This window comes from Methylobacterium dankookense, assembly GCF_902141855.1.
Taxonomy (GTDB): Bacteria; Pseudomonadota; Alphaproteobacteria; order Rhizobiales; family Beijerinckiaceae; genus Methylobacterium; species Methylobacterium dankookense.
The window spans coordinates 21,732-47,297 of record NZ_CABFVH010000023.1 but is presented as its reverse complement, the minus strand read 5'-3'; the positions used below and the strand labels follow the sequence as shown (position 1 = coordinate 47,297).

At 70.4% G+C, this 25,566-nt stretch carries 21 protein-coding genes; 17 read left to right on the top strand and 4 right to left on the bottom strand.

The window, feature by feature from the left end; translation table 11 throughout:
• Window positions 1-792: 792 nt before the first annotated feature.
• From MTDSW087_RS17210 to MTDSW087_RS17185, 6 genes are all read left to right on the top strand, one after another.
• Window positions 793-4,080, top strand: coding sequence for a PAS domain-containing protein (locus MTDSW087_RS17210; protein ID WP_144765994.1), 3,288 nt, complete (start codon window positions 793-795; stop codon window positions 4,078-4,080).
• Between the two features lie 148 nt (window positions 4,081-4,228).
• Complete coding sequence (locus MTDSW087_RS17205; protein ID WP_144765940.1) at window positions 4,229-4,648, top strand: hypothetical protein; 420 nt, start codon at window positions 4,229-4,231, stop codon at window positions 4,646-4,648.
• An 80-nt stretch (window positions 4,649-4,728) separates the two neighbouring features.
• Complete coding sequence (locus MTDSW087_RS17200; protein ID WP_144765938.1) at window positions 4,729-5,124, top strand: FixH family protein; 396 nt, start codon at window positions 4,729-4,731, stop codon at window positions 5,122-5,124.
• A complete protein-coding gene (locus MTDSW087_RS17195; RefSeq protein ID WP_144765936.1) occupies window positions 5,121-6,605 on the top strand; it encodes an efflux RND transporter periplasmic adaptor subunit in 1,485 nt (494 codons plus the stop codon). Before MTDSW087_RS17200 ends, MTDSW087_RS17195 begins: the two co-directional genes overlap by 4 nt.
• The gene (locus MTDSW087_RS17190; RefSeq protein ID WP_144765934.1) at window positions 6,602-9,775 is read left to right on the top strand and encodes an efflux RND transporter permease subunit; all 3,174 of its coding nucleotides are present in this window, start codon (window positions 6,602-6,604) and stop codon (window positions 9,773-9,775) included. The genes MTDSW087_RS17195 and MTDSW087_RS17190 overlap by 4 nt, the downstream gene beginning before the upstream one ends.
• Before the next feature lie 19 nt (window positions 9,776-9,794).
• A complete protein-coding gene (locus MTDSW087_RS17185; protein ID WP_186383879.1) occupies window positions 9,795-10,271 on the top strand; it encodes a DUF411 domain-containing protein in 477 nt (158 codons plus the stop codon).
• A 287-nt stretch (window positions 10,272-10,558) separates the two neighbouring features.
• Here the strand turns inward: MTDSW087_RS17185 and MTDSW087_RS17180 are convergent, their stop codons facing one another.
• The 4 genes from MTDSW087_RS17180 to MTDSW087_RS17165 all read right to left on the bottom strand — a co-directional run bounded on the left by MTDSW087_RS17180 (window position 10,559) and on the right by MTDSW087_RS17165 (window position 13,405).
• On the bottom strand, window positions 10,559-10,807 hold the full coding sequence (locus MTDSW087_RS17180; protein ID WP_238178694.1) for a hypothetical protein: 249 nt from the start codon (window positions 10,805-10,807) through the stop codon (window positions 10,559-10,561).
• Between the two features lie 86 nt (window positions 10,808-10,893).
• The gene (locus tag MTDSW087_RS17175; protein WP_144765929.1) at window positions 10,894-12,225 is read right to left on the bottom strand and encodes an MFS transporter; all 1,332 of its coding nucleotides are present in this window, start codon (window positions 12,223-12,225) and stop codon (window positions 10,894-10,896) included.
• Window positions 12,226-12,235: 10 nt separating this feature from the next.
• Window positions 12,236-12,502 carry a metal-sensing transcriptional repressor gene (locus MTDSW087_RS17170; RefSeq protein ID WP_144765927.1) on the bottom strand — a complete coding sequence of 89 codons (267 nt, stop codon included), beginning with the start codon at window positions 12,500-12,502 and terminating at the stop codon, window positions 12,236-12,238.
• A gap of 714 nt (window positions 12,503-13,216) precedes the next feature.
• Window positions 13,217-13,405 (bottom strand): DUF1289 domain-containing protein, encoded by a 189-nt coding sequence (locus tag MTDSW087_RS17165; RefSeq protein WP_144765925.1) that lies wholly within the window; start codon window positions 13,403-13,405, stop codon window positions 13,217-13,219.
• An 86-nt stretch (window positions 13,406-13,491) separates the two neighbouring features.
• On the opposite strand from MTDSW087_RS17165, the gene MTDSW087_RS17160 reads away from it, so the two are divergent.
• The 11 genes from MTDSW087_RS17160 (at window position 13,492) to MTDSW087_RS17110 (ending at window position 25,240) form a co-directional block, all read left to right on the top strand.
• Window positions 13,492-13,770: a metal/formaldehyde-sensitive transcriptional repressor gene (locus tag MTDSW087_RS17160; RefSeq protein ID WP_009866592.1), complete on the top strand. Its 279-nt coding sequence runs from the start codon at window positions 13,492-13,494 to the stop codon at window positions 13,768-13,770.
• A 13-nt stretch (window positions 13,771-13,783) separates the two neighbouring features.
• The gene (locus tag MTDSW087_RS17155; protein WP_144765923.1) at window positions 13,784-14,905 is read left to right on the top strand and encodes a nickel/cobalt efflux transporter; all 1,122 of its coding nucleotides are present in this window, start codon (window positions 13,784-13,786) and stop codon (window positions 14,903-14,905) included.
• Window positions 14,906-14,979: 74 nt separating this feature from the next.
• Entirely contained in the window at window positions 14,980-15,192 is a 213-nt protein-coding gene (locus tag MTDSW087_RS17150) for a heavy-metal-associated domain-containing protein (RefSeq protein WP_144765921.1), read from the top strand.
• A gap of 91 nt (window positions 15,193-15,283) precedes the next feature.
• A complete protein-coding gene (locus tag MTDSW087_RS17145; RefSeq protein WP_144765919.1) occupies window positions 15,284-15,742 on the top strand; it encodes a hypothetical protein in 459 nt (152 codons plus the stop codon).
• 85 nt (window positions 15,743-15,827) lie between these two features.
• Window positions 15,828-17,567 carry an efflux RND transporter periplasmic adaptor subunit gene (locus tag MTDSW087_RS17140; protein WP_144765917.1) on the top strand — a complete coding sequence of 580 codons (1,740 nt, stop codon included), beginning with the start codon at window positions 15,828-15,830 and terminating at the stop codon, window positions 17,565-17,567.
• Window positions 17,568-17,579: 12 nt separating this feature from the next.
• Window positions 17,580-20,729: an efflux RND transporter permease subunit gene (locus MTDSW087_RS17135; protein ID WP_144765915.1), complete on the top strand. Its 3,150-nt coding sequence runs from the start codon at window positions 17,580-17,582 to the stop codon at window positions 20,727-20,729.
• Between the two features lie 18 nt (window positions 20,730-20,747).
• The gene (locus tag MTDSW087_RS17130; RefSeq protein ID WP_144765913.1) at window positions 20,748-21,113 is read left to right on the top strand and encodes a hypothetical protein; all 366 of its coding nucleotides are present in this window, start codon (window positions 20,748-20,750) and stop codon (window positions 21,111-21,113) included.
• Window positions 21,114-21,273: 160 nt separating this feature from the next.
• Window positions 21,274-21,516 (top strand): hypothetical protein, encoded by a 243-nt coding sequence (locus MTDSW087_RS17125; protein ID WP_144765911.1) that lies wholly within the window; start codon window positions 21,274-21,276, stop codon window positions 21,514-21,516.
• A gap of 91 nt (window positions 21,517-21,607) precedes the next feature.
• Window positions 21,608-21,985, top strand: coding sequence for a CopM family metallochaperone (gene copM, locus MTDSW087_RS17120; RefSeq protein WP_144765909.1), 378 nt, complete (start codon window positions 21,608-21,610; stop codon window positions 21,983-21,985).
• A 148-nt stretch (window positions 21,986-22,133) separates the two neighbouring features.
• A complete protein-coding gene (locus tag MTDSW087_RS17115; RefSeq protein WP_144765907.1) occupies window positions 22,134-24,533 on the top strand; it encodes a heavy metal translocating P-type ATPase in 2,400 nt (799 codons plus the stop codon).
• Window positions 24,534-24,760: 227 nt separating this feature from the next.
• Window positions 24,761-25,240, top strand: coding sequence for a hypothetical protein (locus tag MTDSW087_RS17110; RefSeq protein ID WP_096486621.1), 480 nt, complete (start codon window positions 24,761-24,763; stop codon window positions 25,238-25,240).
• Window positions 25,241-25,566: the final 326 nt, after the last annotated feature.

Below are 25,566 nucleotides of genomic sequence, written 5' to 3'. Positions count from 1 at the left end.
GCTTGGAGTTCGGGACGTTGCCATGCACGTCCACGATGAAGGCAGGATTCACGGCGGCCTCCTGCATCCCGGGGGAGAGCAGCCGCGACCGTCCGCTTCAACTGTCCGCCATCCGGCGGCAACCGCATCGGTCAATTCGAACAACGAGGTAACCACGCCGTTAGTCGCTGGGTCGTTGGGTCCGCGACGAGATGTATCCGCGACCGGACCCCCGGCCGAGGAAGGTGGACATCGGCCGGCAATTCGCCCTCCGGGCCGGTCGCCAGGGCGACGCGCACTCGCGAATGTAGCGCGCGCCAACTCGGTGGTTCTCCAGCACGCGTCGGGGGGCGACCAGGCGCACTGTCGCCAGCACCTGGTCGCCCCCCGTATGCGGCATCCCGAGAGGTAGCTTCGAAGCTGCGGAGTTCGAGCCTGACCTGAGTGGCCTGCCACGTTCCGAGAGGGGGCCGCCATAGGTCGAGGCCGGACGGCGCAAGCTCCGTCGGAACGCCGGGTGGGACAAAACGGGAGACATCCTGACCAGCCAAACGTGTTAAGCGGCTGCCATGCCCGCCAAGCACTCGCGTCATACCTCCCTGGTCGTGCCCCTCGCCGGATGGTCGAAAAGCCAAGCCACCCAAAGTAAGCACACCTCGGCCAGCGAGTTCACCCGCGCTTCGATGCGCGTGAAAGCCCGGCATGAGGCTCACACGGTAGGTCAGGTCCCGTGGTCGACACGGTCTCCGCTAGCGCAAGGGCAAGCCTGATCCGATGACCCAGGCTCCCGGCTTCCTGGCAGGAGGCGGCAACATGGGCGCGCGGATGCGCGCCCACGATTGGGCGTCGACGTTCCTCGGGCCGGCGGACCGGTGGCCGCAAGCCTTCGTGACGCTGTTGCGAGTGATGCTCAGCTCGCGCCAGCCGATGTTCCTGTGCTGGGGTCCCGAGCGTACGCTCGTCTACAACGACGCCTACGCCCCCATGCTCGGCGCCCGGCATCCCGATGCCCTCGGTCGCCCGTTCTTCGATGTCTGGCCCGAGGTCCGCATCGAGGTCGGGGTCCTGATGGATCGGGTGTATGCCGGCGACCCGGTGCACATGGACGACCTCCATCTCACCTTGCACAGGAACGGCTACCCCGAGGAAACGCACTTCTCGTTTTCGTACACGCCCGTCCCGGACGACAGAAACACGGTCGCGGGGCTGTTCTGTGCCTGTACCGAAATCACTAAGCAGGTCCTGGCCGAGCGCCGCCTGTCGGCCGAGCGCGAGCGCTTCGCCAGCCTCTTCGAGCAGACTCCGACGTTCATGACCGTGCTGCGTGGCAGGGAGCATCGGTTCGAACTGGCCAATCCCCGCTACCTGAAGCTCGTCGGCCACCGGGACGTCGTAGGCAGGACGGTCGCGGAAGCCCTGCCCGACGCGGTCGAGCAAGGGTTCCTGGAAATTCTCGACCAGGTCTACGACAGCGGCGTGCCGCAGACGTTCCATGGCATCCGCTACGCCGTGCAGGCGGTGCCGGGCGGCCCGCATGACGAGCGCTTCGTCGACGTCGTCTACCAACCGATCCGGGATGTCGACGGTACGGTCGGGGGTATCTTCATCGAGGGCGCGGACGTCACCGACCGTGCGCGGGCGGAGACGCGTCGCGAGGCGCTGGTGCGAATCACCGACCGGTTCAATGAGCTCACGAGGGCGGACGACATCGCTTTCGCGGCCTCACAGGTCCTCGGCGAGACGTTGGCGGTCAGCCGTGTGGGATACGGCACCATCGACCCCGACGCCGAGACGCTCCACGTCGAGCGCGACTGGAACGCACCGGGCGTCGAGACCCTCGCCGGCGTCGTGCCGCTGCGCACCTACGGGTCGTTCATCGACAGCCTGAAGCGTGGCGAGTTCGTCAGCATCGCGGATGTCGAGCGCGACGATAGGACGGCGGGCGCGGCGGAGGCCTCGAAGGGGCGCGGCGCGCACGCCTTCGTCAACGTGCCGGTGCTCGAACAGGGTCGGCTCGTGGCCGTCCTCTTCGTCAACCATGCAGAGGTGCGGGACTGGGCGCCGGACGACTTGGCCTTCATCCGGGAAGTCGCGGGCAGGACCCGCATCGCGGTTGAGCGGAGCCGTGTCGAGACGGCCTTGCGCGACCTCAACGCCGACCTCGAACGGCAGGTCGCCGAACGGTCGCGCGAGTTGAGCCGGACTTGGCAGGTCTCCACGGACCTCCTGGGCATCGCCGACGACGCCGGATTCTTCGTCCGGACCAACCCGGCCTGGAAGTCGCTGCTGGGCTGGAGCGATGCGGAGGCCGCACGCATCCCCTTCGTCGAGCTGGTCCACCCCGACGACGTCAGGGCCACCCACGCCGCGCTGGATCGGCTACGGGCCGGGGAGGCGGTCCTCCGCTTCGAGAACCGCTGCCGCACCACCGCCGGTGGGTACCGCTGGCTAGCCTGGGTCGCGGTCCCCGAGGGCGGGCAATTCTACTGCAGCGCGCGGGACGTGACGGAGGAGAGGGAGCATGCCGCGACCCTCGCCGAGCGTACCGCCGAGCGCGACCGGCTCTGGAACCTGTCCGAGGACATGCTAGCCCGCGCCAACTACCAGGGGACGATGTCGGCGGTGAGCCCTGCCTGGACCCAGGTGCTCGGCTGGTCCGAGGCCGAGCTCTTGTCGCGGCCCTACGCGACCTTCATGCATCCCGACGACACGGACCAGACGCTCGCGGCCCTCGTCCGGATGGGCGACACGAAGCGGCCAACCCGGTTCGAGAACCGCATCGCCGCGAGCGACGGGTCGTGGAAGCCCATCGAATGGACCGTGGCGCCCGAGCCGGACGGGCTGCACTTCATCGCCGTCGGTCGCGACCTGAGCGTGGCGAAGGCGCGCGAGGCGGAACTCGCGGCGGCTCAGGAAGCCCTGAGGCAATCGCAGAAGATGGAGGCGGTCGGACAGTTGACCGGCGGCCTGGCGCACGACTTCAACAACCTGCTCGCCGGCATCTCCGGCTCGCTGGAACTGATGCAGACCCGGATGCAACAGGGACGGCTCAGCGATGTCGACCGCTACATGGCGGCCGCGCAGGGCGCCTCGAAGCGCGCGGCCGCCCTGACCCACCGCCTGCTCGCCTTCTCGCGCCGCCAGACCCTGGCCCCCAAGCCCACCGACGTGAATCGCCTCGTCTCCGGTATGCAGGAATTGGTCCAGCGTACGGTCGGCCCGGCCATTCCCGTGGAGGTCGTCGGCGCATCCGGGCTGTGGCCTGCGCTGGTGGACCCACCGCAGCTTGAGAACGCGCTGCTCAACCTGTGCATCAACGCGCGTGACGCGATGCCGGACGGCGGGCGCATCACGGTCGAGACCGCCAACAAATGGCTCGACGAGCGGGCCGCACGCCAGCATGACATGCCCGAGGGGCAGTACCTCTCCCTCTGCGTCACCGACACCGGTACCGGAATGCCGCCGGACGTCGTCACGCGGGTGTTCGAGCCGTTCTTCACCACCAAGCCGCTGGGCGAGGGCACTGGCCTCGGCCTCTCGATGATCTACGGCTTCGCCCAGCAGTCCGGCGGGCAGGTGCGAATCTACTCGGAGGTCGGCAGGGGCACGACCGTGTGCGTCTACCTTCCGCGCCACTACGGCGAGATCGCCGAGGACACGGGTGACGAAGTCGCGGCGACGCTACCCCGCTCCGAACAGGGCGAGACCGTCCTCGTCGTGGACGACGAGCCGACGGTCCGCATGCTCGTCAACGACATTTTGGAGGATCTCGGCTACACCGCCATTGAGGCCGCCGACAGCGCCGCGGGCCTCAAGGTGCTGCAGTCGGACGTCCGTATCGACCTTCTGGTAACGGACGTGGGGCTGCCAGGCGGCATGAACGGCCGGCAGATGGCCGATGCCGGCCGCGTCACCCGTCCGGACCTCAAGGTGCTGTTCATTACCGGATACGCCGAGAATTCCATTCTCGGGAACGGCCATCTCGCACCGGGCATGGCGGTCCTGACCAAGCCCTTCGCCGTCGACACGATGTCTGCCCGCATCCGCTCCATGATCGAGGCGTCGGATGCAGGGCCGCTCGGGCGACGCCTGGTTCCCTAGGGCCTGACCCGGGACGACCGTAAGTCAGGCTGCCATCCTGGGCTTGACCTTCCCACCGTGGAAAGCCTTATCCAGGCCACCTGCAGGTCGCTGCGCGCGGGAAACCGGGAGGCTTCATGCGCGCCCTGAAAACTGGCATCCTCGATTGGTGACGTTTTGGCTCGCCCTTCGGCGGCTGCTCCCGCTCATGGCGGTTGTCAGCCTCGCCCTGACGCCAGTGACCGCTTCTGCGGCCGCCGTGGGCATGCGCGCCTCCATGACGGCGCAGGCGCAAGGGTCCCGCGAGGCCATGCTCGGCATGGGCCATGAAGCGATGGGAGGGATCGACATGGCCGGCATGGCCATGGACGACATGCCCTGCTGCCCGCCCGAGAAGCCACTGAACCCGGACTGCGCCAAGGCGGGTTGCCCCCTGAAGGCGCTCTGTCACGCCGGCGTCGCCTCGCTCCTGCCGACCGCGGTCCCCATCCCGAGGCCGGCGGCGACGCGCGCCGCGCCGGCCTGGCCCGAAGCGGCCTCGTTCGCCAGCGTGCACGGCCCCCCGCCGCCAGAGCCTCCCCGAGCCTGACCCGATGCCGCCGGCGCCTGCGCCGGCACGGTGACGCGCGTCCGCGCGTGGCCATTCATCGCATTCAGGAGACGACAAACGTGACCCGGAAATCCTTCTCGCGCGCCCTCTGGGCTGCGCTGTTCGCTGCCGCCCTGACGGGGCCAGCCGTCGCCGACATCAAGGACTACGCGTTCGAGCTCGTGCAGCGTGAGGCGAAGGTCGGCGAGGCCGTCCTGTCCGTCCGCCTCGTCGACAGGCGCACCGGCAAGCCGGTGACCGACGCCGTGATCTTCGCCAAGCGCATCGACATGGCCCCCGACAGCATGGAGGAGATGGTCTCGAAGATCGAGCAGGTCCCCTCGACCGAGCCGGGCGTCTACCGCTTCAAGGCGAAGCTCTCGATGGCGGGAGGCTGGCGTCTGTCGCTCGGGGCCAAGGTCCAGGGCGAGACGGGCACCGTCGAGAACAAGCTCGTCTTCCAGGCCGTCAAATGAGCCGGGCGGGCTGGACGGCCGGTGCCCTCGCCGCGCTGGTGGCGGGGAGCGCCGGCTACGTCGCCGGGCACGGGGGCAATCCCGTGCCGGCGCTCGTCGAACGCGCGCGGAGCCGGCTCGCCCACCGCCCCCCCGGCGAGCCGGCTCCGGTCACCCCGTCCCCCGCGAAGGCGACCGGGCCGGTCGTCTACTATCGGGACCCGGACGGGAAGCCGGCCTACTCGCTCGCGCCGATGCTGACCGCCGACGGGCGCGTCTTCCGGGCCGTGCGTGCCGGCGAGGACGTGCGCTTCGATGACCCGGAGGACGGCGAGGCCATGCCCGCCGACAGGGCCGCGAACGGCATTTCGGGGCAGGGTGCGGCGACGTCCGACGCCCGGCAGGTGCTGTACTACCGCAACCCGATGGGCTTGGCCGACACCTCGCCTGTGCCGAAGAAGGATTCGATGGGGATGGACTACATCCCCGTCTACGCGGGCGAGGACGAGGGCGGCGTCGTGAAGGTGGCAACGGGCAAGGTCCAGCGCACGGGCGTGCGGACCGAGCTCGCGGAGCGCCGCGTCCTGTCTCTGCCGGTGCGGGCGCCGGGCAGCGTCGAGGAGGACGAGCGCCGCATCTCCGTCATCGCCATGCGCACGGACGCCTTCATCGAGAAGGTCGAGCCGGTCACCACCGGCGACCACGTCCACAAGGGCCAGCCGCTGCTGCGCCTGTTCGCGCCCGAGATCAACGCGGTCGCGGCCCAGTACCTGACCTCCATAGGCTACGAGGGGGGCCGCCGGCGGCTGGAGAACCTTGCCATCCCGCCGGAGGTCATCGACGAGATCGGGCGCACCCATAAGGTACCACCCTCCATCACCTGGTCCTCGCCCCGGGACGGGGTCGTGGTCGAGCGCAACGTCTCGGACGGGATGAAGGCCAAGTCCGGGGACGTCCTGTTCCGCATCGTCGATCACACGCGCGTCTGGGTGCTGGCCGACGTGACCGAGCGCGACCTCGCCGGGGTGGCGGAGGGGCAGAAGGCGACGGTGCGGGTGCGGGCCTTCCCGGACCGGACCTTCACCGGGACGGTGACCCGGATCTACCCCCACCTCAACATGGAGACCCGGACCGCCCGCCTGCGCGTCGAGCTGCCGAACCCCGACGGCGCCCTGCGCCCGTCGATGTACGCGGACGTCGAGATCACGACGGGCGACGCGAAGCCGGTGGTGGCGGTGCCCGACGACGCCGTCATCGACACCGGCGAGCGACAGGTCGTGCTGCTCGACCGCGGCGAGGGCCGCTTCGAGCCGAAGGCGGTGAAGGTCGGTCTCCGCGGTCGGGGCTACGTCGAGATCCGCGAGGGCGTCTCGGCCGGCGACCGGGTGGTCACGGCGGCGAACTTCCTGATCGACGCCGAGAGCAACCTGAAGGCCGCGCTGCAGGGCATGACCGCGCCCAAGGACGACCGGCAGGCGTCGGGCGCGGGAGGCACGCCGTGATCGCGCGCCTCATCGGCTGGTCGGCCCGCAACCTCGTCCTGGTGCTGGTCGGGACCATGTTCGCGGTGGCGACCGGCGTTTTGGCGCTGCGCACGCTGCCCCTCGACGCCATCCCCGATCTCTCGGACGTGCAGGCCATCGTCTACACGGAATACCCGGGCCAAGCCCCGCAGGTGGTGGAGGACCAGGTCACCTACCCGCTGACCACCGCCATGCTGACGGTGCCGAAAGCGAAGGTGGTGCGCGGCTTCTCGTTCCTCGGCGTGTCCTTCGTCTACGTGATCTTCGAGGACGGCACCGACCCGTACTGGGGCCGCTCGCGCGTGCTGGAATACCTCAACGGGGCGGCGAGCCGGCTTCCCGCGGGGGTGACGCCGACCCTCGGCCCCGACGCGACCGGCGTCGGGTGGGTCTACCAGTACGTGGTGGTCGCGCGTGAGCGGACGCTCGCCGAACTCCGCTCCCTGCAGGACTGGGTCATTCGGTTCGGAGCCTCGCGCGCCGAGGGCGTGGCCGAGGTCGCGGGCGTCGGCGGGTTCGTGAAGCAGTACAACGTCGTGGTCGACCCGAACCGGCTGCGCGCGCAGGGCATCAGCCTCAACAAGCTCCGGGACGCCATCCGGTCAAGCAACGCCGATGTCGGCGGCCGTACGGTCGAACTGTCCGAGTTCGAGTTCATGGTGCGCGGGCGCGGCTACGTCCGGAGCGTCGCCGACATCGAGAACATCGTGCTCAAGACCGTGGGCGGCACGCCGCTGCGGGTGCGGGACGTCGCCCGGGTCGAGCTCGGGCCGGACGAGCGGCGCGGCATCACCGAGATGAACGGCGAGGGGGAAGTCGCCGGCGGCATCGTCCTGCAACGCTTCGGCGCGAACGCCCTGAACGTCATCGAGGGGGTGAAGGCGAAGCTCGCCGAGGTCGCAAGGAGCCTGCCGGCGGGCACAGAGATCCTGCCGGTCTACGACCGCTCCCAACTCATCGACGCGGCCATCGACACCCTGCGCCACACGCTGGTCGAGGAAAGCTTTGTCGTCTCCCTCGTCTGCATCGTCTTCCTGCTGCACGTGCGCAGCGCGCTCGTGGCCATCCTGATGCTGCCGGTCGGCATCCTGATGGCCTTCGCCGGCATGAGGGCGCTCGGAATCGGCGCCAACATCATGTCGCTCGGCGGCATCGCCATCGCGGTCGGCGCCATGGTCGATGCCGCTATCGTCATGATCGAGAACGCCCACAAGCATCTGGAACGCGCGCCCCCGGGCAAGCCGCGTGTCGAGGTCCTGGTCGAGGCCGCCGCGGAGGTCGGACCCTCGCTGTTCTTCTCGCTCCTCGTGATCACGGTGAGCTTCCTGCCGATCTTCACCCTGGAGAGCCAGGAGGGACGGCTGTTCGGGCCGCTCGCCTTCACCAAGACCTTCGCCATGGCGGCGGCGGCGTTGCTGTCGGTGACCCTGGTGCCGTCCCTGATGGTACTGTTCGTGCGTGGGCGCATCGTCCCCGAGCACCGCAACCCGCTGAACAGGCTCCTCATCTGGCTGTACCGGCCCCTCATCACCGGCGTTCTGCGGGCCCGGGTGCTCACCGTGCTGCTCGCCGTGGGCGTAATGGCGGCGACCGTCTGGCCCGCCCGGCAACTCGGCTCCGAGTTCATGCCCGACCTCGACGAGGGCACGCTGCTCTACATGCCCACCACCCTGCCGGGCATCTCCGTGACCAAGGCCGGCGAGCTCCTCGCCATCCAGGACCGGATCATCAAGAGCTTCTCGGAGGTCGCCTCGGTCTACGGCAAGGCCGGGCGCGCCAACACCGCGACCGACCCCGCGCCGATGGAGATGTTCGAGACGGTCATCGCCCTGAAGCCGAAGGCCGAGTGGCGGCCGGGCGTGACGCTGACCAGCCTGAAGGCCGAGATGGACGCCGCCCTTCAATTCCCGGGCGTCTCGAACGCCTGGACGCAGCCGATCCGCGCGCGCATCGACATGCTATCGACCGGCATCCGCACCCCGGTGGGCGTGAAGGTGCTGGGCACCGACCTGACGGCGATGGAGGGGGTTGCCCGCCAAGTGGAGGCGGTGGTGCGGACCGTGCCGGGCACGTCGAGCGCCTATGCCGAGCGGGTCATCGGCGGCTACTTCCTCGACGTCACGCCGGACCGGGAGACGCTCGGGCGCTACGGCCTGACGGTCGGCGACGTGCAGGACGTGGTCGCGACCGCGCTCGGTGGGCAGAGCGTAACGAACACCGTCGAGGGCCGCGAGCGCTACACGGTCAACGTGCGCTACCCCCGCGCCTTCCGCTCGGACCCGAAGGCCATCGCGAACGAGGTCCAGGTGCCGCTGCCAACGGGCGGTACAGTGCCGCTCGGCGAGGTGGCCAAGGTCGAGCTCACCAGGGGACCGACCTCGATCCGTACCGAGAATGGGCAACTCGCGGTCTACCTGTTCGTAGACATCGCGGGGCGGGACCTCGGCGGCTATGTGGCCGAGGCGCGTCAGGCGGTGGCCGACGCGGTGCGGCTGCCACAGGGCACGACCTTGCAGTGGAGCGGGCAGTACGAATACCTGGAGCGGGCCGAGGCGCGCCTCAGGATCGTGGTCCCGCTGACGCTGCTGGTCGTGTTCCTGCTCCTCTACCTGAACTTCCGGCGGCTCACCGAGACCCTCATCGTCATGCTGTCGCTGCCCTTCGCCCTGGTCGGCGGCGTCTGGCTGCTCTGGTGGATGGGCTTCAACATGTCGGTCGCGGTGGCGGTCGGCTTCATCGCGCTCGCCGGCGTCGCCGCGGAGACCGGCGTGATCATGCTGGTCTACCTCGACCACGCCCTCGACGAGGTCCGCGCCCAGTGCGGGCGCGAGGGACGCCCGCTCGCGCCCGCGGACCTGCGCCGGGCCATCATGGGCGGCGCGGTCGAGCGGGTCCGGCCCAAGATGATGACGGTCGTCGCCATCATGGCGGGGCTCCTGCCCATCCTCTGGAGCACCGGCCCGGGCTCCGAGGTCATGCAGCGCATCGCGGTGCCGATGATCGGCGGGATGGTCTCCTCGATTGTGCTGACCCTGTTGGTGATCCCGGCGGTCTACGCCCTGGTGAAGGGGCGCGGGCTGCCCCCGGCCGGCGCGGTCCGCGAGGGGACGAACGGTGAGGCGAGGCGGCTGCCGCAGGCGGCCGAGTGAGGACGAACGGGAGATGACGATGAGGAGCGATGCGATGCCATCCAGACGTGCCGTGCTCGTGGGCCTGGCGGCGGGGCTGGCGCTCGGACGGGGCGCCTTGGCGGAGGGGCTGCCGACGGTTTCGGTCACCAAGGACCCGAGCTGCGGCTGCTGCGAGAAGTGGATCACCCACCTGCGCGAGGCCGGCTTTACCGTCACCGTGACCGAGGGCCCGGTGAACCCGCTCAAGATCCGCCTGGGGGTGCCTCGCGAGCTTGCCTCCTGCCACACCGCCCAGGTCGGCGGCTACGTGATCGAGGGGCACGTCCCGGCCGGCGCGATCAGGCGCCTGCTGGCGGAAAGGCCGAACGGGATCGGGCTGGCCGTTCCCGGCATGCCGGTCGGCTCGCCCGGCATGGAGGTCGAGGGCATGGAGCCCGACACCTACGACGTCGTCCTGTTCGGGCCGGAGGGCCGGATCGCGTTCGCGCGTTACCGTGGCGGCGTGACCGCCTGAGCCCGGACAGCCACCGCGACCGACCCGGCGGCACACTCCACCTCCCGAACGCCGGAGCCGGGCTGCCTCCTTGGACGGCGGGGATACAGTGACCGTGCTCAGAGCCGGGGTCCCGTAAGCGCTCCGCCCACGGACCCATGGCCTCGCTTCGGAGCCGAGAACTGGGCGTCAAGCCTCCGGCTCGTCGGGTGGCGCGTCGTCTCGAAGGTGGGGCGTGAAGGTCTGCGGCGCCCGGAGCCCGGGGCGTCGTCGCGACGACCCGGGCTTGGGAGAAGGCTGGCGGGATCTTACCGCTCCACGTGGCGCACCTGCATCCTGCGCCCGTCAGCGGTGCGGGCCGAGACCACGACCTTGTCGCCCGAGACGAGCGGCTTCACGAGGGAACCCGCGAGCTTCGCCCCGCCGGCGGAAACGAGGTCGACCGTCTCGGTCTTGCCACCCGAAAGGACCGTGGCCTTGCCGGTCGCCCCCTTTGTGGAGACCGGCTTACCGTCCTCGTCGCTGAGGTGGAGCGCGATCTCGGTCGGGGTGTCCACGGCGCGACCGAGCGCCTTCGAACCGCCGGTACCACCGGTCGCCTAACCGGGGCATGAACCGCTCACCGGGATGGACAGGCAGGCGGTCATCCCGGCCGACCCGATGGCCAGTGGTGGTGAAGGTCATCGATGACGAAGGCGTGGGCATGGCGTCGGCCGCGGGCCGCCACCAGGTGGGGGTGGGACGCGTCGAGATCGGAGTGGGCGTGCTCGACGGTCTCGGGGTCGTCGGACGGCCAGAGCAGCAGGGCCGCGGCGACGGCGGCGAGCGTGATGCAGCCAAGGACGGCCGAGGTGGTGGCCATACCGACGGTCGCCCCGAGCCAGCCGGCCAGCGGGTACGTCGCGAGCCAGGCGGCGTGGGAGAGGGCGAACTGGGCCGCGAACAACGCCGGCCTGTCCTCCGGGGACGCCGAGCGTCGGAGCAGGCGTCCGGTCGGAGTCTGGGCGGCGGAGTAGCCGATTCCGAGCACGAGCCAGGTCCCCAGTAGGGCAACCCAGCCGACACCGTGCCGCGAGCCCCCCGCGAACCCGAGCAGGACCACGCCCAGGAGGGCGGAGGAGACGATCATGACGGTGCGGTCGGACAGACGGTCGAGGACCCGGGGCAGGATCAGGGCCGCGACCATCGAGCCGCCCCCGAACAGTCCGAGCGCCAGGGCGACGTCGTCCTGCGGACGATTGAGGACGGCCTGCACGATCACGACGGTGTTGACGATGACCATGGCGCCGGCCGCCGCCGCCGCGAGGTTCAGGGCGAGGAGTCCCCGCAGGCGCGGCGTCGCGAGACAGATGCGCAGGCCCCGCGTCGTACGGTCGTAAATCCCGGTACGGCGGACAGGCGCCTTCGGCGTTGGAAGCGTCGTGGTGAGCACCAGCGCCGCCGAGCAGAGGAAGCCGACGACCGTGCCCGCGAACAGCCCATGGAAGTCGATGGCCGTCAGCAGCAGGGCCGCCAGCGCCGGGCTGAGTAGGTTCTCCAGGTCGTAGGCGAGCCGCGAGAGCGACAGGGCGCGGGTGTAGTCGCGCTCGTCGGGCAGGATGTCCGGGATGGTAGCCTGGAAGGCGGGTGTGAAGGCCGCCGAAGCCGATTGCAGGACCGCGACCAGCACGTAGACCTGCCAGGCCTGGTCGATGAAGGGGAGCATCAGGGCGACGCAGGCCCTGACGAGATCGGTGGCGACGAGGAAGGCGCGCCGCGGCAGGCGACCTACGAACGCTTGGGCCACCGGCGCCACCAGCACGTAGGCCACCATCTTGATGGCGAGCGCGGTGCCCAGGACTGCACCGGCGTCCGCGCCGGCCAGCCGGTAGGCGAGGAGGCCGAGCGCGACGGTGAGGAGGCCGGTGCCGACGAGGGCGATCACCTGCGCGGCGAACAGGTGCCGGTAGGTCCGGTCGGCGAGGACGCTCAGCATCGGACCGACCTCACAGGTACTTTGCCAGCGCCTTGAACTCGGCCAGCGCCTCGCGCGCGGCCCGGCCGCTCTGGTCGACCCCCTCGCCGAGGCAGTGCTCCATGTGGTCTTGGATCAGGACGCGCTTGGCGTTCGCGAGGGCGCCTTCCACCGCGTGGAGCTGTTGGGCAAGGTCGAGGCACGGGCGGCCCTCCTCGATCATGGCGATCACGCCGGCAAGATGGCCATGGGCGCGCTTCAGGCGCTTGACGATGTCCGGGTGCGAGGCGTGGCTCATTTCCATATCCTATCCCCCTGGAGGGGATATGACAACGATGCGCCCCATCCCGCAACCCTTCGTTTCTCGGTCCCTACGCCGAGCGGGTGCCGCGGGCGACCACGTCCATGGCTCGATCCCGTCGTCGCGAAGGCATTTCTGGTCGTACGGCGGGCCACCGCCCCGTAGCCCGGGTCGATCATCGGACCGACGATAGTCAATCCTGCGGAGCGCCGGAGCGGAACGGTGCGGTCGACGTGGTGCTTCCCGGGGCGGAAGGACCGATGTCCGAACGGAGGTCCTCCCGGGAGGGATCGTGCCGTCGCGGTCGACGCGCTCGGTCGAGGCGACGCAGCACCTCAACCCTCGTCCGGAGCCGGCTAGCGGCCTCCAGCCAGCACGCACGCGAAGCCCCCGCTTTGCCGGATGGGGAGCGCCTGCCCGGACCAGGTCGACGCGGAACCTTCGGCTACCAAGCGTCGCCGTGCCACGGCCATGACGTTGGAACTCCGCTGCCAGCGAGAGGAGCCTCGCACGAGGCGCGCCCCCTGTAGCAGTCGGCGGCGAGCAGCAGGCTTCGTTCGCCTGGGGCATCGTCGTGCCTTGCGGCGGATCGCTCCCCGTCGGCCTGACGCTGGCGCTCGACCAATAACGTTCCGCTCAGCCTGTCGGCACCCACGGAAGCCCCGCGCGACGTGGTCCCCGCGGCATCCGCGTCGGGGACGGCCCGCCCGGTCATGGCGCGTCCCCCTCTGCGGCGGCCCGCTTGACGCGGCGCGGCAAGTCGCGCGCGAGCGCATCGCGCCGAAAGGGCGTCATCTTTCGCCATGCCCTGATCTCCGGGACGGTCCGACCGCAGCCCGCGCACCAGCCGGACTTGCCGTCGAACCGGCAGACGCCGATGCAGGGATCCTTTTCCTTCACGGCACGCCCTCCTCGACCCGCAAGGGGGCACCCACTCGACGTAAATAGGGTACCCCCCTATATTACGATGCGAGAGGAGCCAATCCATGTCCCATACCGTCAAGGACAAGACCAAGCTCCTGGCGCGCGTGCGCCGGATCAAGGGGCAGGCCGAAGCCGTCGAGCGCGCGCTGGAAGCGGAGATCGGCTGCACCGACGTCCTGATGCTGGTCGCCTCCATGCGGGGTGCCATCAACGGGCTGACCGCCGAGCTCATGGAGGATCACATCCGCCATCACGTCGTGGACCCCGCTCGCGAGCCCGACCCGGAGCGTGCCAAGGGCGCGGCCGAGCTCATCGAGGTCGTCAGGACCTATCTCAAGTAGAGGGTGATCCGTCATGGCCTCGTTTCCCGACCTGTTGCAGCAAGGAGCCGCGCACGCCTGGCTGTTCGTGCCGAGCGCGATCCTGCTCGGCGCCCTGCACGGCCTGGAGCCCGGCCACTCCAAGACGATGATGGCCGCCTTCATCATCGCGGTCCGCGGCACGGTCATGCAGGCGGTCCTGCTGGGCTTGGCGGCCACGCTTTCGCACACGGCGGTGGTGTGGATGATCGCGCTCGGCGGGCAGTACCTCGGCCAGGAATGGGGCGGCGAGGCCGCGGAGCCGTACTTGCAGCTCGCCTCCGCCATCATCATCGTGGGGGTCGCCCTCTGGATGGCGTGGAGGACCTGGCGTGAGCGGCATGACGCGCACCATCATCATCACGACGAGCGCCGCCGCCTCGCCACGCGGGACGGACCGCTGACGCTGGAGATATTCGAGGACGGTGTGCCGCCGCGTTGGCGCCTGCGAGCCGAAGGCGGGCCATTGCCCGCGGCGGACACGGTCACCGTCGAGACCGTTCGGCGGGACGGGATCCCGCAGGTTTTCTGGTTCGCGGTCCGCGGCGACTGCCTGGAGAGCGCGGACGAGATCCCGGAACCGCACGCCTTCAAGGCGCAGATCCGCATCGAGGGTTCGGCCGGGCCCGAGGCCCACGAGTTCGCGTTCGAGGAACACGGCCACGCACACGACCACATGGACCTGGGCGACGAGGACGACGCGCACGCCCGGGCACATGCCGAGGACATCCGGCGGCGGTTCGGGGGCCGCACCGTGACCACGGGCCAGATCGTGCTGTTCGGCCTGACGGGTGGCCTGATCCCGTGCCCGGCCGCCATCACGGTGCTGCTGCTGTGCATCCAGCTCAAGCAATTCAGCCTCGGCTTCGCGCTGGTCGTGTGCTTCAGCCTCGGGCTGGCGCTCACGATGGTGTCGGCCGGTGTCCTGGCGGCGCTCAGCGTGAAGCACGCGGCGAGCCGCTGGTCCGGGTTCGGCGCCTTCGCCCGTCGGGCCCCTTACGCCTCGGCGGCCCTGATCGTCCTGCTCGGGCTTTACACGGGCTGGCACGGCTGGGAGGGCATCCGGCACGGCCACCGGGAGCACGCGGCGACGGTTTCCGCATGGACCCCGGCCTGACGGGCGCCGCCGGCCCTTGACCTTCCCACGATGGGAAGCCCCATCTGGGTAGGACGCCGCTGAGGGAAAGCGTCATGGTCCGCTACAAGGTCGAGAAAATGGGTTGCGGCGGCTGCGCCAAAGGCGTCACGCGCGCCGTCCTCGGCGTCGAGCCTGAGGCTCGGGTGGACATCGACCTGGGGGCCAAGCTCGTCACCGTGTCGGGTGCCGGCGGTCCCGCCGAGCGCATCGCCCGGGCCATCACGGCAGCCGGCTACCCGGCCGAACCGCTGCCCGCGGCGGCTTGAAGCGCCTCGGCGGCAACCAAACCGTCACTTCGGCATTCACGTTCCCGACGACGACATAGTCCCGCCACTGGAATCGGTGTAAGCAGCCCTCATGAGCCCCGACCGGCAAATCGTGCGCCTGATGGCGGCGATGATCCTCGCGATCATCGCCTACGTCGCGCCGTCCGCGGTCCAGGCCCACGAGGGCCACGCGCACCACGGCCATCATGTGGCTGCGACGCCGTCGAAGCCCGTGCCTTCGACGGTCAAGGCGGCGATGCCCGCGACCGCCAAGCCGGCGGTCCGGTCCGAGGCGCCGACCTGGTCCAAGATCGCGCTCGTGGCGGTGGATCGAGCGAGCATCGAGGCGAGCGCGAACGATTGCTGCCAGCCCGGTTGCAAGACCCGCTGTTGCGGGACGATGGCCTGCTGCGCCACCGGCGTCCTTCCGGGCCCCTCGATCCTGTCGCCGTCCCTGTTCCGGACCGTCACGCTGATCCCGCATGACGTCGTAGGCCATGCCGGCCTCGGCCCCGAGGCCCTGCCCGAGCCCCCACGAACCCTCGCGTGAAGTAGGGCGCGCCTGAGGCGCGCGACGCCCGGAATGCGCCCGCTATCGGCGCCGTCCGGACTTCCCGACGCGAGGATTCCTATTCATGTCGACCCGTTTTGCCGCCGCCTATGGCGTGGTGGCGCTGCTTGCCGCCGTCTTGGCGGGGCCTGCGCTCGCCCATGAGGGCCACGACCACGGCGCCGCGCCGCCGCCCGTCTCGAAGACCATCGCGCCGCGCGGCGAGGCGCTCTCGGATGCCTTCGAGCTCGTCGCCGTCCCGCGCGACGGAACCCTAACGCTGTTCCTCGACCGCTTCCGGACGAACGAGCCGGTGCCCGGCGCGACCATCGAGGTCGAGACTCCCGAGGGGCCGAGGATCGCGACCGCCACTTCGGAGGGCGGCTACGCCCTGCCGGCGCCATGGCTGTCGAAGCCCGGCCGTCACGAACTCGTCGCGACCGTCACCGCGGGCGACGCCGTCGACGTGCTGGCCGTCGCGGTCACCGTGCCCGATAGGAACGCCGCCCCGGCCGCCCTGCCTGCCAAGCCCGCTTCGGCGCAGGGGGTACCGGCGCGCGTCTCGGAGTTCGCCCAGGGCATCAGGGAGCGCCTGACGGCCAAGGACCCGACGCTGGTGGCCGCGGTCGCGGTCGCCTTCCTGCTCGGCATGCTCGTCACCGCAGCCGTGCGCGGACGTCGGAGCGTGCCGGCCATGGCGCTGCTCGCCATCGGCATCACCCTCGTCCTCGGCACCGCGGCCTTCGCACACGGCGACGAGGACCACGGCTCAGCCGTGCAAGGCGCCGCCCTGATCGAGCCGCGCCAGACCGCGCCGGCGGCGTCGGACCTCGCGCAGCGCCTGCCCGACGGCTCCGTCTTCGTGCCGAAGCCGACCCAGCGCCTGCTGGTCCTGCGCACGGTCATGACGGAGCAGGGCAGCTTCCACCGCTCGGTCGAGTTGCCGGGCCGCATCATCCCGGACCCGAACGCCAGCGGCGTCGTCCAGTCCTCGGTCGGCGGACGGATCTCGCCACCGCCGTCCGGCGTCTTCCCCCGCCTCGGCACGAAGGTTCGCAAGGGCGACGTGCTCGCCACGGTGACGCCGCCGGTTCAGGCCGTCGACGTCTCCGACATGCGCCAGCGTCAGGGCGAACTCGACCAGCAGATCGCCATCGTCGAGCGTCGGGTCGAGCGCTACCGCAAGCTCGCCACCACGGGGGCCGTTGCCACGACCCAGCTCGATGACGCGGTCGCGGAGTTGAACGGCCTGCATGACCGCCGCGCCGCCCTGGACAAGATCCGCCAGCAACCCGAGACCCTGGTCGCTCCGGTCGACGGCGTGGTGGCGCAGGCGGCCGCGGTGGCCGGCCAGATGGCGGCTCCGGGCGCCATGATCTTCCAGATCGTCGACCCGAACCGCCTCTGGGTCGAGGCGCTGAGCTTCGACGCCCTGACCGCCGCGCGGAACGCCACGGCCCGCCTCGCGGACGGAAGGACCCTGAGGCTCGCCTACCAGGGCTCGGGGCTCGCCGACCGTAACCAGGCCATCCCGGTGCAGTTCGCGGTCCAGGGCGACGCCTCGGGCCTGCGGGTCGGCCAGTTCGTCACGGTGCTGGCCGGGACCGACACCGAGCAGGCCGGCCTGGCGCTGCCGCGCTCTGCCGTGGTGCGCACCGGCAACGGGCAGGACGTCGTCTACGAGCACACCACCGCCGAGCGCTTCGAGGCGCGGCCCGTTCGGGTCGAGCCGCTCGACGGCGGCCGGGTGCTCGTGGCCGAGGGGATCGGGTCCGGCAAGCGGGTCGTGACCCAGGGCGCCGAACTCCTCGACCAGGTTCGCTGAGGAGGCCGCCCGATGTTCACCTTCCTCGTCAGCCAGTCGGTCCGCAACCGCCTGCTCGTCCTCGCGCTCGCCGCGGTGCTGGTACTGTACGGCGCCTTCACCGCGACCAAACTGCCGGTCGACGTCTTTCCCGACCTCAATAGACCCACCGTCACGGTCATGACGGAGGCGGAAGGGTACGCCCCCCAGGAGGTCGAGCAACTCGTCACCTATCCCATCGAGACCCGGATGAACGGTCTCCCCGGCGTGACCCGCGTGCGCTCGGTCTCGGGCGTGGGCCTGTCCATCACCTACGTCGAGTTCGACTGGGGGACCGACATCTATCGGAACCGGCAGCAGGTCGCGGAGCGCCTGTCCCTCGTCCAGGACCAGCTGCCCCGAGGCGTGACCCCGGTGATGGGCCCTGTCTCCTCCATCATGGGCCAGATCCTGCTAGTGGCGGTCACCAGCGAGACCGCGACCCCCATGCAGGTGCGCGAGGTCGCCGACTTCACCATCCGACCGCGCCTGCTGACCATCCCGGGCGTGGCGCAGGTCATCCCCATCGGCGGCGAGGTGCGCCAGTTCCGGGTCAGCCCGAATCCGGCGGCCATGCGCGCGCTCGGGGTGACCAATGCCCAGCTGGAGACGGCGCTGGCGCAGTTCGGCACCAACGCCGGCGGCGGCTTCACAGACCAGAACGCCCGCGAGTACCTGATCCGGAGCATCGGCCGGACCATGAGCCTCGACGACCTGCGCAACCTCGTGGTCGCGACGGTCGCCGACACGCCCGTGTACCTGCGCCAGGTCGGGGAGGTGTCCTTCGCCGCGAAGGTGAAGCGGGGCGACGCCGGCTACATGGCCAAGCCCGCGGTCATCGTCTCGGTCGAGAAGCAGCCGGACGTCGACACCGTGCGGCTGACCCGCAGCATCGAGACCGCACTGAAGGAACTTAACCCGAACCTGCCCGGCGGCATCAAGGCCGACCAAGTGCTGTTCCGGCAGGCAGACTTCATCGAGACCTCGATCCGCAACGTCGAGCGCGTCCTCGTCGAGGCCGTGCTGGTCGTGGCGGTGGTGCTGTTCGCCTTCCTGCTGAACGTGCGCACCACGGCGATCTCGCTGCTCGCCATCCCGGTCTCGGTGCTGACGACCGCGGTGGTGTTCCACCTGTTCGGGCTGTCCATCAACACGATGACGCTCGGGGGCCTGGCCATCGCCATCGGCGAGCTCGTCGACGACGCGGTGGTCGACGTCGAGAACATCTACCGGCGGCTCGGCGAGAACCGACGGGCCGGCAACCCGAAGAGCGTGTTCCAGGTGGTGGTGGAGGCCTCGAACGAGGTGCGCTCCGGCATCGTCTACGCGACGCTGATCATCATCCTGGTGTTCGTGCCGCTCTTCGCCCTGTCCGGCATCGAGGGGCGGCTCTTCGCCCCGCTCGGCGAGGCCTACATCATCTCGATCCTGGCGAGCCTGCTCACCTCCATCACCCTGACGCCGGTGCTGGCGTCGCTGCTGCTCCCGGGGCTCAGGAACCTTGAGGAGCACGACAGCCGCTTCCTCAAGCTGCTCAAGCGGGGCAACGCCGCCCTGCTGCGGGTCGCCTTCCGGCACAAGGGCTGGCTCGTTGGAAGCGTCGCCGTGGCGGTCGCCGCCGCGGGCGTCGCCGCCTGGAACCTGCCCCGGGCCTTCCTGCCTCCGTTCAACGAGGGCTCGTTCACGGTCAGCATGACCTTCAACCCGGGCATCTCGCTCGCCGAGAGCAACCGGGTCGGGCTGATCGCCGAGAAGCTGCTCCTGGACATCCCGGGCGTGAAGGCGGTGGGCCGCCGGACCGGCCGGGCCGAGCTCGACGAGCACGCCGAGGGCGTCCACTCCTCCGAGATCGACGTGGCGCTCGACGAAGGCACGAAGCGTCCGAAGGAGGCGCTGGTCGCCGACATCCGCGGGCGCCTCGCCGCCCTTCCGGTGGCGGTCAACGTCGGCCAGCCGATCTCGCACAGGCTCGACCACATGCTCTCGGGCGTGCGGGCCGAGATCGCGCTCAAGGTGTTCGGCGACGACCTCGACGCCCTGCGGCGGGTCGCGAACTCCCTGCGCGACCGCATGGCCTCGATCCCGGGTCTCGCGGACCTGCAGGTCGAGCGGCAGGTGCGCATCCCGCAGCTGGAGGTCCGCGTCGACTACACCCGGGCGGCCCTCTACGGCGTCCAGCCCGCGGCCGTCGTCGAGCAGATCAGCCGCCTCTCCAACGGTCGGGTGGTCTCGACGGTCGTCGACGGCGTGCGCCGCTTCGACGTGGTATTGCGCCTCGCCGAGAACCGCCGGACGACGACGGGGCTAGGCGACCTACTCCTGGAGACGCCCTCGGGCTGGGTGCCGGCGCGTCAGGTCGCCGACATCCGCGAGACCGACGGGCCGAACCAGATCCTGCGCGAGAACGCCCGGCGCCGCATCGTCGTCCAGGCCAACACGACGGCCGGCACCGACATGGCGACCGTCGTGGCCGCCATCCGCGAGGCGGTGGCGAAGGAGCCGATGCCGCCCGGCTTCTTCATCAGCCTGGAAGGCACTTTCCAGGCGCAGGAGGAGGCGAGCCGGACCATCGCGGCGCTCTCGGCGCTGTCGCTGGCCCTGGTCTTCGCCATCCTGTTCAGCCGCTACCGCTCGGCCGCCCTGGCGCTCATCATCATGGGCAACGTGCCGCTCGCGCTGATCGGCTCGGTGGCCGCGCTCTGGCTGGTCGGGCAGCCGCTCTCGGTGGCGTCGATGATCGGCTTCATCACGCTGACCGGCATCGCCGCCCGCAACGGCATCCTGAAGATCAGCCACTACCTGAACCTGTCACTGCACGAGGGTATGCCGTTCGGGCCCGACCTCGTGGTGCGCGGCAGCCTGGAGCGGCTGACCCCGGTGCTGATGACGGCGCTCTCGGCGGGCGTGGCGCTGGTGCCGCTGCTGTACGACGCCGCGAGCCCGGGCAAGGAGATCCTGCACCCGGTGGCGGTGACGATCTTCGGCGGCCTCGTCAGCGCGACGCTGCTCGACACCTTCCTGACCCCCGTCCTGTTCCTGCGCTTCGGCCGCAAGCCGCTGGAGCGGCTGCACGCCCTGCACGCCGAGGCGCCGGCCGACCCGTCCCCGGACGGCGCGCGACCGCGCCCGGCCGAGGCCTACTGACCCCCGAGGAGAACCAGCATGATCCTGCACAGACTGACCCTCGTCGCCGGCCTGATGGCGGCGACCGCGGCGTACGCCCACGAAAGCGCCGGCCAGCACGGCGGCCGGGTAGCCGACGCCGGGAAGTTCCACGTCGAGCTCGCTACCAAGGGCGAGACCGTCGACGTCTTCCTGTCGGACGGCGGCCAGAAGCCGGTGCCGGCCACAGGCTTCAAGGGCACGGCCATCCTCGTCGTCGGCGGTAAGCCGACCCGGGTCCCCCTGGAGCCGGCCGACGGCAACCGACTGACCGGGACGGCCCCGGTGGCGCTCGGGAACAGCCCGAAGGGCGCCGTGCAGCTCACCGCGCCCGACGGTGCCACGGCCAGCGGCAAGTTCGACTGAACATCGCCCCCTGTCGCGAGCGCGACCGGAAGGGGGCCTGAAGATCCCACGCAGGGATGCAGGGGGGAGCCGCCCGAGGCGGGTGCCCGTGCCGGAGCCATCGGTCGACGAGCTGCACGCCCGCGGCCGGCCAACCTCAATGAGCCAAGGAGTTCACCACATGAAAATCGCCGCTGTCGCCACCCTTCTGATGGCCTTCGGTGCGGCATCGCCCGCCTTCGCCGACGACCAGGGCAACGCGAACGCCGAGCAGCAGACGCAGCCCACGCCGAGCCGCGGCGGCACGGCGGGAGGGCCTGCCCACGACATGCGTCTCGGGGACACGGGCCCCGCGAAGTCCGGCGAGCGGATGGACCACGGACGTTCCGACGGAACGGCCACCAAGCCTCCCCACGGTCACTGAACGCCGCCGCGCCTCACGACGCCCCGTCGCGCCGGAGCGGACGTCCGTTCCGGCGCGACGGCATCCCACGCCATCGAAAAAGGTAACGACCATGAAAACCCCGAACACGCTCGCCATCGCCGCCATTCTCGGTCTCGGTTTGGCCGGTACCGCCCACGCGCAGGACATGAAGGACCACGGTTCGATGTCCTCCATGAAGCCGGACCCGAAGGACGACGCCTCGACCAAGGACTTCAAGGCCGCCGACATGGCCATGATGAAGGACATGGCCGTCGCTTACACCGGCAACCCGGACGTCGATTTCCGCACCCACATGATTCCGCACCACAAGGGCGCGGTCGCGATGGCCAGGGTCGCCCTGAAGCACGCCAAGGACCCGTCCACCAAGGCGATGGCCCAGAAGATCATCGACGACCAGGAGAAGGAGATCGGCGAGATGGAGGCGTGGCTGAAGCAGCACGCCAAGTAGGTCGGCCGCGCCCCGGTCCGGGGCACCCATCCCGACGGGGACGCCCGCCGTCCCCGTCACCTGTTCGATGTCCTTGGACAGCCTCGGCCTGCTTCCCGTCACCGGAAGCCGGTGACCGAAGGCGATGCGAACCCACGGGAGCCAGGTCATGCCGCATAGCGTCCCCCCCTCGCACGAGCGCCACGGCCATCATGCCGGGCACGACCATGCGCAATTTGGGCACGGTGATCACGAGACCCAGGCTTCCGGCACCGGAACGGTCAAGGATCCCGTCTGCGGGATGACGGTCGATCCGCACGCCGCGAAGCATCGGGCCGAGCACGCCGGGCGCCCGTACTACTTTTGCTCGAACGGATGCCGGACCAAGTTCGAGGCCGATCCGGTCCGCTACCTCGATCCGGGGCAGGCGAGGGTGGAACCGGTGCCGGAGGGCACGATCTACACCTGCCCGATGCACCCGGAGGTGCGACAGGTCGGCCCGGGAGGCTGCCCCATCTGCGGGATGGCGCTTGAGCCGGCCGTGGTCGGCGCCGACACCGGCCCCAGCGAGGAGTTGGTCGACATGACCCGACGCTTCCGGGTCGGGCTCCTGCTGACGCTCCCCGTCTTCGTCCTGGAGATGGGTGGCCACCTGTTCGGTCTGACGGAACGCCTCGGGCAGCAAACCTCGAACTGGATACAGTTCGTGCTCGCCGCGCCTGTGGTGCTCTGGGCGGGCTGGCCGTTCTTCGTGCGTGGCTATCGTTCCGTGGTCTCGCGCAACCTCAACATGTTCACGCTGGTTTCGCTGGGGACGGGCTGCGCCTTCCTCTACAGCGTCGTCGCCACAGCTGCCCCGGGCCTGTTCCCGCAGGCCCTGCGCGGGCATGGCGGGGCCGTGCCTGCCTACTTCGAGGCGGCGGCCGTCATCACGGTTCTGGTGCTCCTCGGGCAGGTACTGGAACTTCGCGCCCGGGAGAGCACCGGCGGCGCGATCCGTGCCCTGCTCGACCTGACGCCGAAGACGGCCCGCCGCATTCGACCGGACGGCTCCGAGGAAGAGACGTCCCTCGACGCTATCGCGGCCGGCGACCGGTTGCGGGTGCGCCCGGGCGAGAAGGTGCCGGTCGACGGCTTCGTCGCCGAGGGGCGGAGCTCGGTGGACGAGAGCCTGGTGACGGGGGAATCGATGCCGGTCACCAAGGCGGCGGGCGCCCCCGTGGTCGGCGGCAGCCTGAACCAGTCCGGGGCCCTCGTGATCGAGGCCACGAAGGTCGGGCGCGACACCATGCTGGCCCGCATCGTCCAGATGGTGGCCGAGGCCCAGCGCTCGCGCGCGCCCATCCAGCGCCTCGCCGATCAGGTGGCCGGTTGGTTCGTGCCCGCCGTCATCGGCGTGGCGGTCCTCGCGTTCCTCGCCTGGATGGCCTTCGGGCCGGAGCCGCGCTTCACCTTCGCGCTCCTGGCCGCCGTCGCGGTGCTCATCATCGCCTGCCCCTGCGCGCTCGGGCTCGCCACGCCGATGTCCATCATGGTCGGCGTCGGACGGGGTGCCGGGGCCGGCGTCCTGGTCAAGAACGCCGAGGCCCTGGAGCGCATGGAGCGGGTGGGCACCCTCCTGGTCGACAAGACCGGCACGCTGACCGAGGGCAAGCCGGCGGTCACCCGGATCGTGCCGGCAGCCGGCTTCGATGAGGCTACGGTGCTGCGCCTCGCGGCGAGCGTCGAGCGGGCGAGCGAGCACCCGCTGGCCACGGCGGTCGTGCGGGCCGCGGAGGAGCGCGGCGTCGCGACCGCCGCCGTCGCCGACTTCGAAAGCCCGACCGGCAAGGGCGCGTTCGGCACCGTGGAGGGGCGCTGGGTTGCGCTCGGCAACGCGGCCTTCCTGCGCGAGCATGGCGTGGACGTGTCGGCATATGCGGCAGGGGCGGACGAACTGAGGCGAGACGGCGCGACCGCGATCTTCGCCGCCGTCGACGGACGGGTGGCGGGCGTCATCGCCATCGCCGACCCCGTCAAGGCGACGACCGCGGAGGCGCTGGCGGCGCTCCGGACCGAGGGCATCCGGGTGGTGATGCTGACCGGCGACAACCGCACCACCGCCGAGGCCGTCGCCCGCCGCCTCGGCATCGAGGAGGTCGAGGCGGAGGTGCTGCCCGACCGGAAGGCCGCCGTGGTCGAGCGCTACAAGGCGGCCGGGCAGGTGGTCGCCATGGCGGGCGACGGCGTCAACGACGCCCCCGCGCTCGCCGCGGCGGACGTCGGCATCGCGATGGGCACCGGCACGGACGTGGCCATCGAGAGCGCCGGCCTGACGCTGCTCAAGGGCGACTTGATGGGGATCGTGCGGGCGCGGCGCCTTTCGAAGGCGGTGATGGGCAACATCCGCCAGAACCTGTTCTTCGCCTTCGTCTACAACGCCGCCGGCGTGCCGGTCGCGGCCGGGGTGCTGTACCCGTTCCTGGGCATCCTGCTCTCGCCCGTCATCGCCGCCGCGGCCATGGCGCTGTCCTCGGTCAGCGTCATCGGCAACGCCCTGCGCCTGCGGACGGCCCGGCTCGATCCTTGAGGCTACGTGTCGGCCGAGCAGGGTCTGCGCGTGAGCATGATCGCGGCAGCACCATGGGTCCGCAGACCCGGCAAGTGAGCCGCGCACGGGCCCCCGCGGCCTCCGGACGAAGCACAGAAAGGTGATCGTCCCCTCGCTCGCACCGGCCGGGGTCAATCTTGAACGGCGTGTGAGGCCAGGCCACCTGACGGGCCGCGCCTGCGGATGGGCGCCCTACGGAGAAGATCATGCCGCACCACGACACGACGGCCCTCTCGGGGGTCATTCAGCACGTTTTTGCCCATCGCTTCACGGTGGAGGCCGGCGGCGGGACGCATCTGGCCGATCTCGGCCCTAAGGGAGCGGAGGCCTTCCCGCTCGTGGCGGGCCTGCATGTGGACATCGAGGGCGAGCGTCGCCCGTCCGAGATCAAGGTGACGCGGATCGCAGCCGAGGGCCGGGAACCCGTGCACATCCAGCATAAGAAGCCCCATCACCCGCCTGGCGATAAGAGACCGGACATGCCGGCCGACCCATCGCGCGTGCTGGAGGCGGTGAAGGCCGCGGGCTGGACCCCGTCGGGGGACCTTCGCCGCAAGCCGAAGCACTTCGAAGTTCTTGCGCGCCAGGGTTGCGGGGCGTGGGCCGAGCTTCACGTGGATTTCGGTGGGACGATCTACAAGAACAAATCACCCGATCCTACGAAGTGGGCCGCTGCCCTGGCCTAACGGCTTCGACGGGGCGGCGCACGTGCGCCGCCCCGTTCAGAGTTCGTCCTGCCGCCGACGGCCGGGGATCACGCGTTCGGGCGGGTGGCGCTTATCCGGCCCTCGGCTTGGTCCGGACCGCAACGATGGAAGCGACATCCCTCCGCCGGTCAATTCTTCCGACGTGATATGGTCGAGGTGACGGCCTCCAAGCAGCACCGTTCGTCGCAACGAGGGCCTCTTGAACGGCCCCATGTCCGGAATTCACCCCGGTCCGGCCAGCGGCGACCTAGCTCCGGGTCGAGCTCACCTCCGTCCGCCGCGGCGGAATCCTCCCCGCTCCGGAG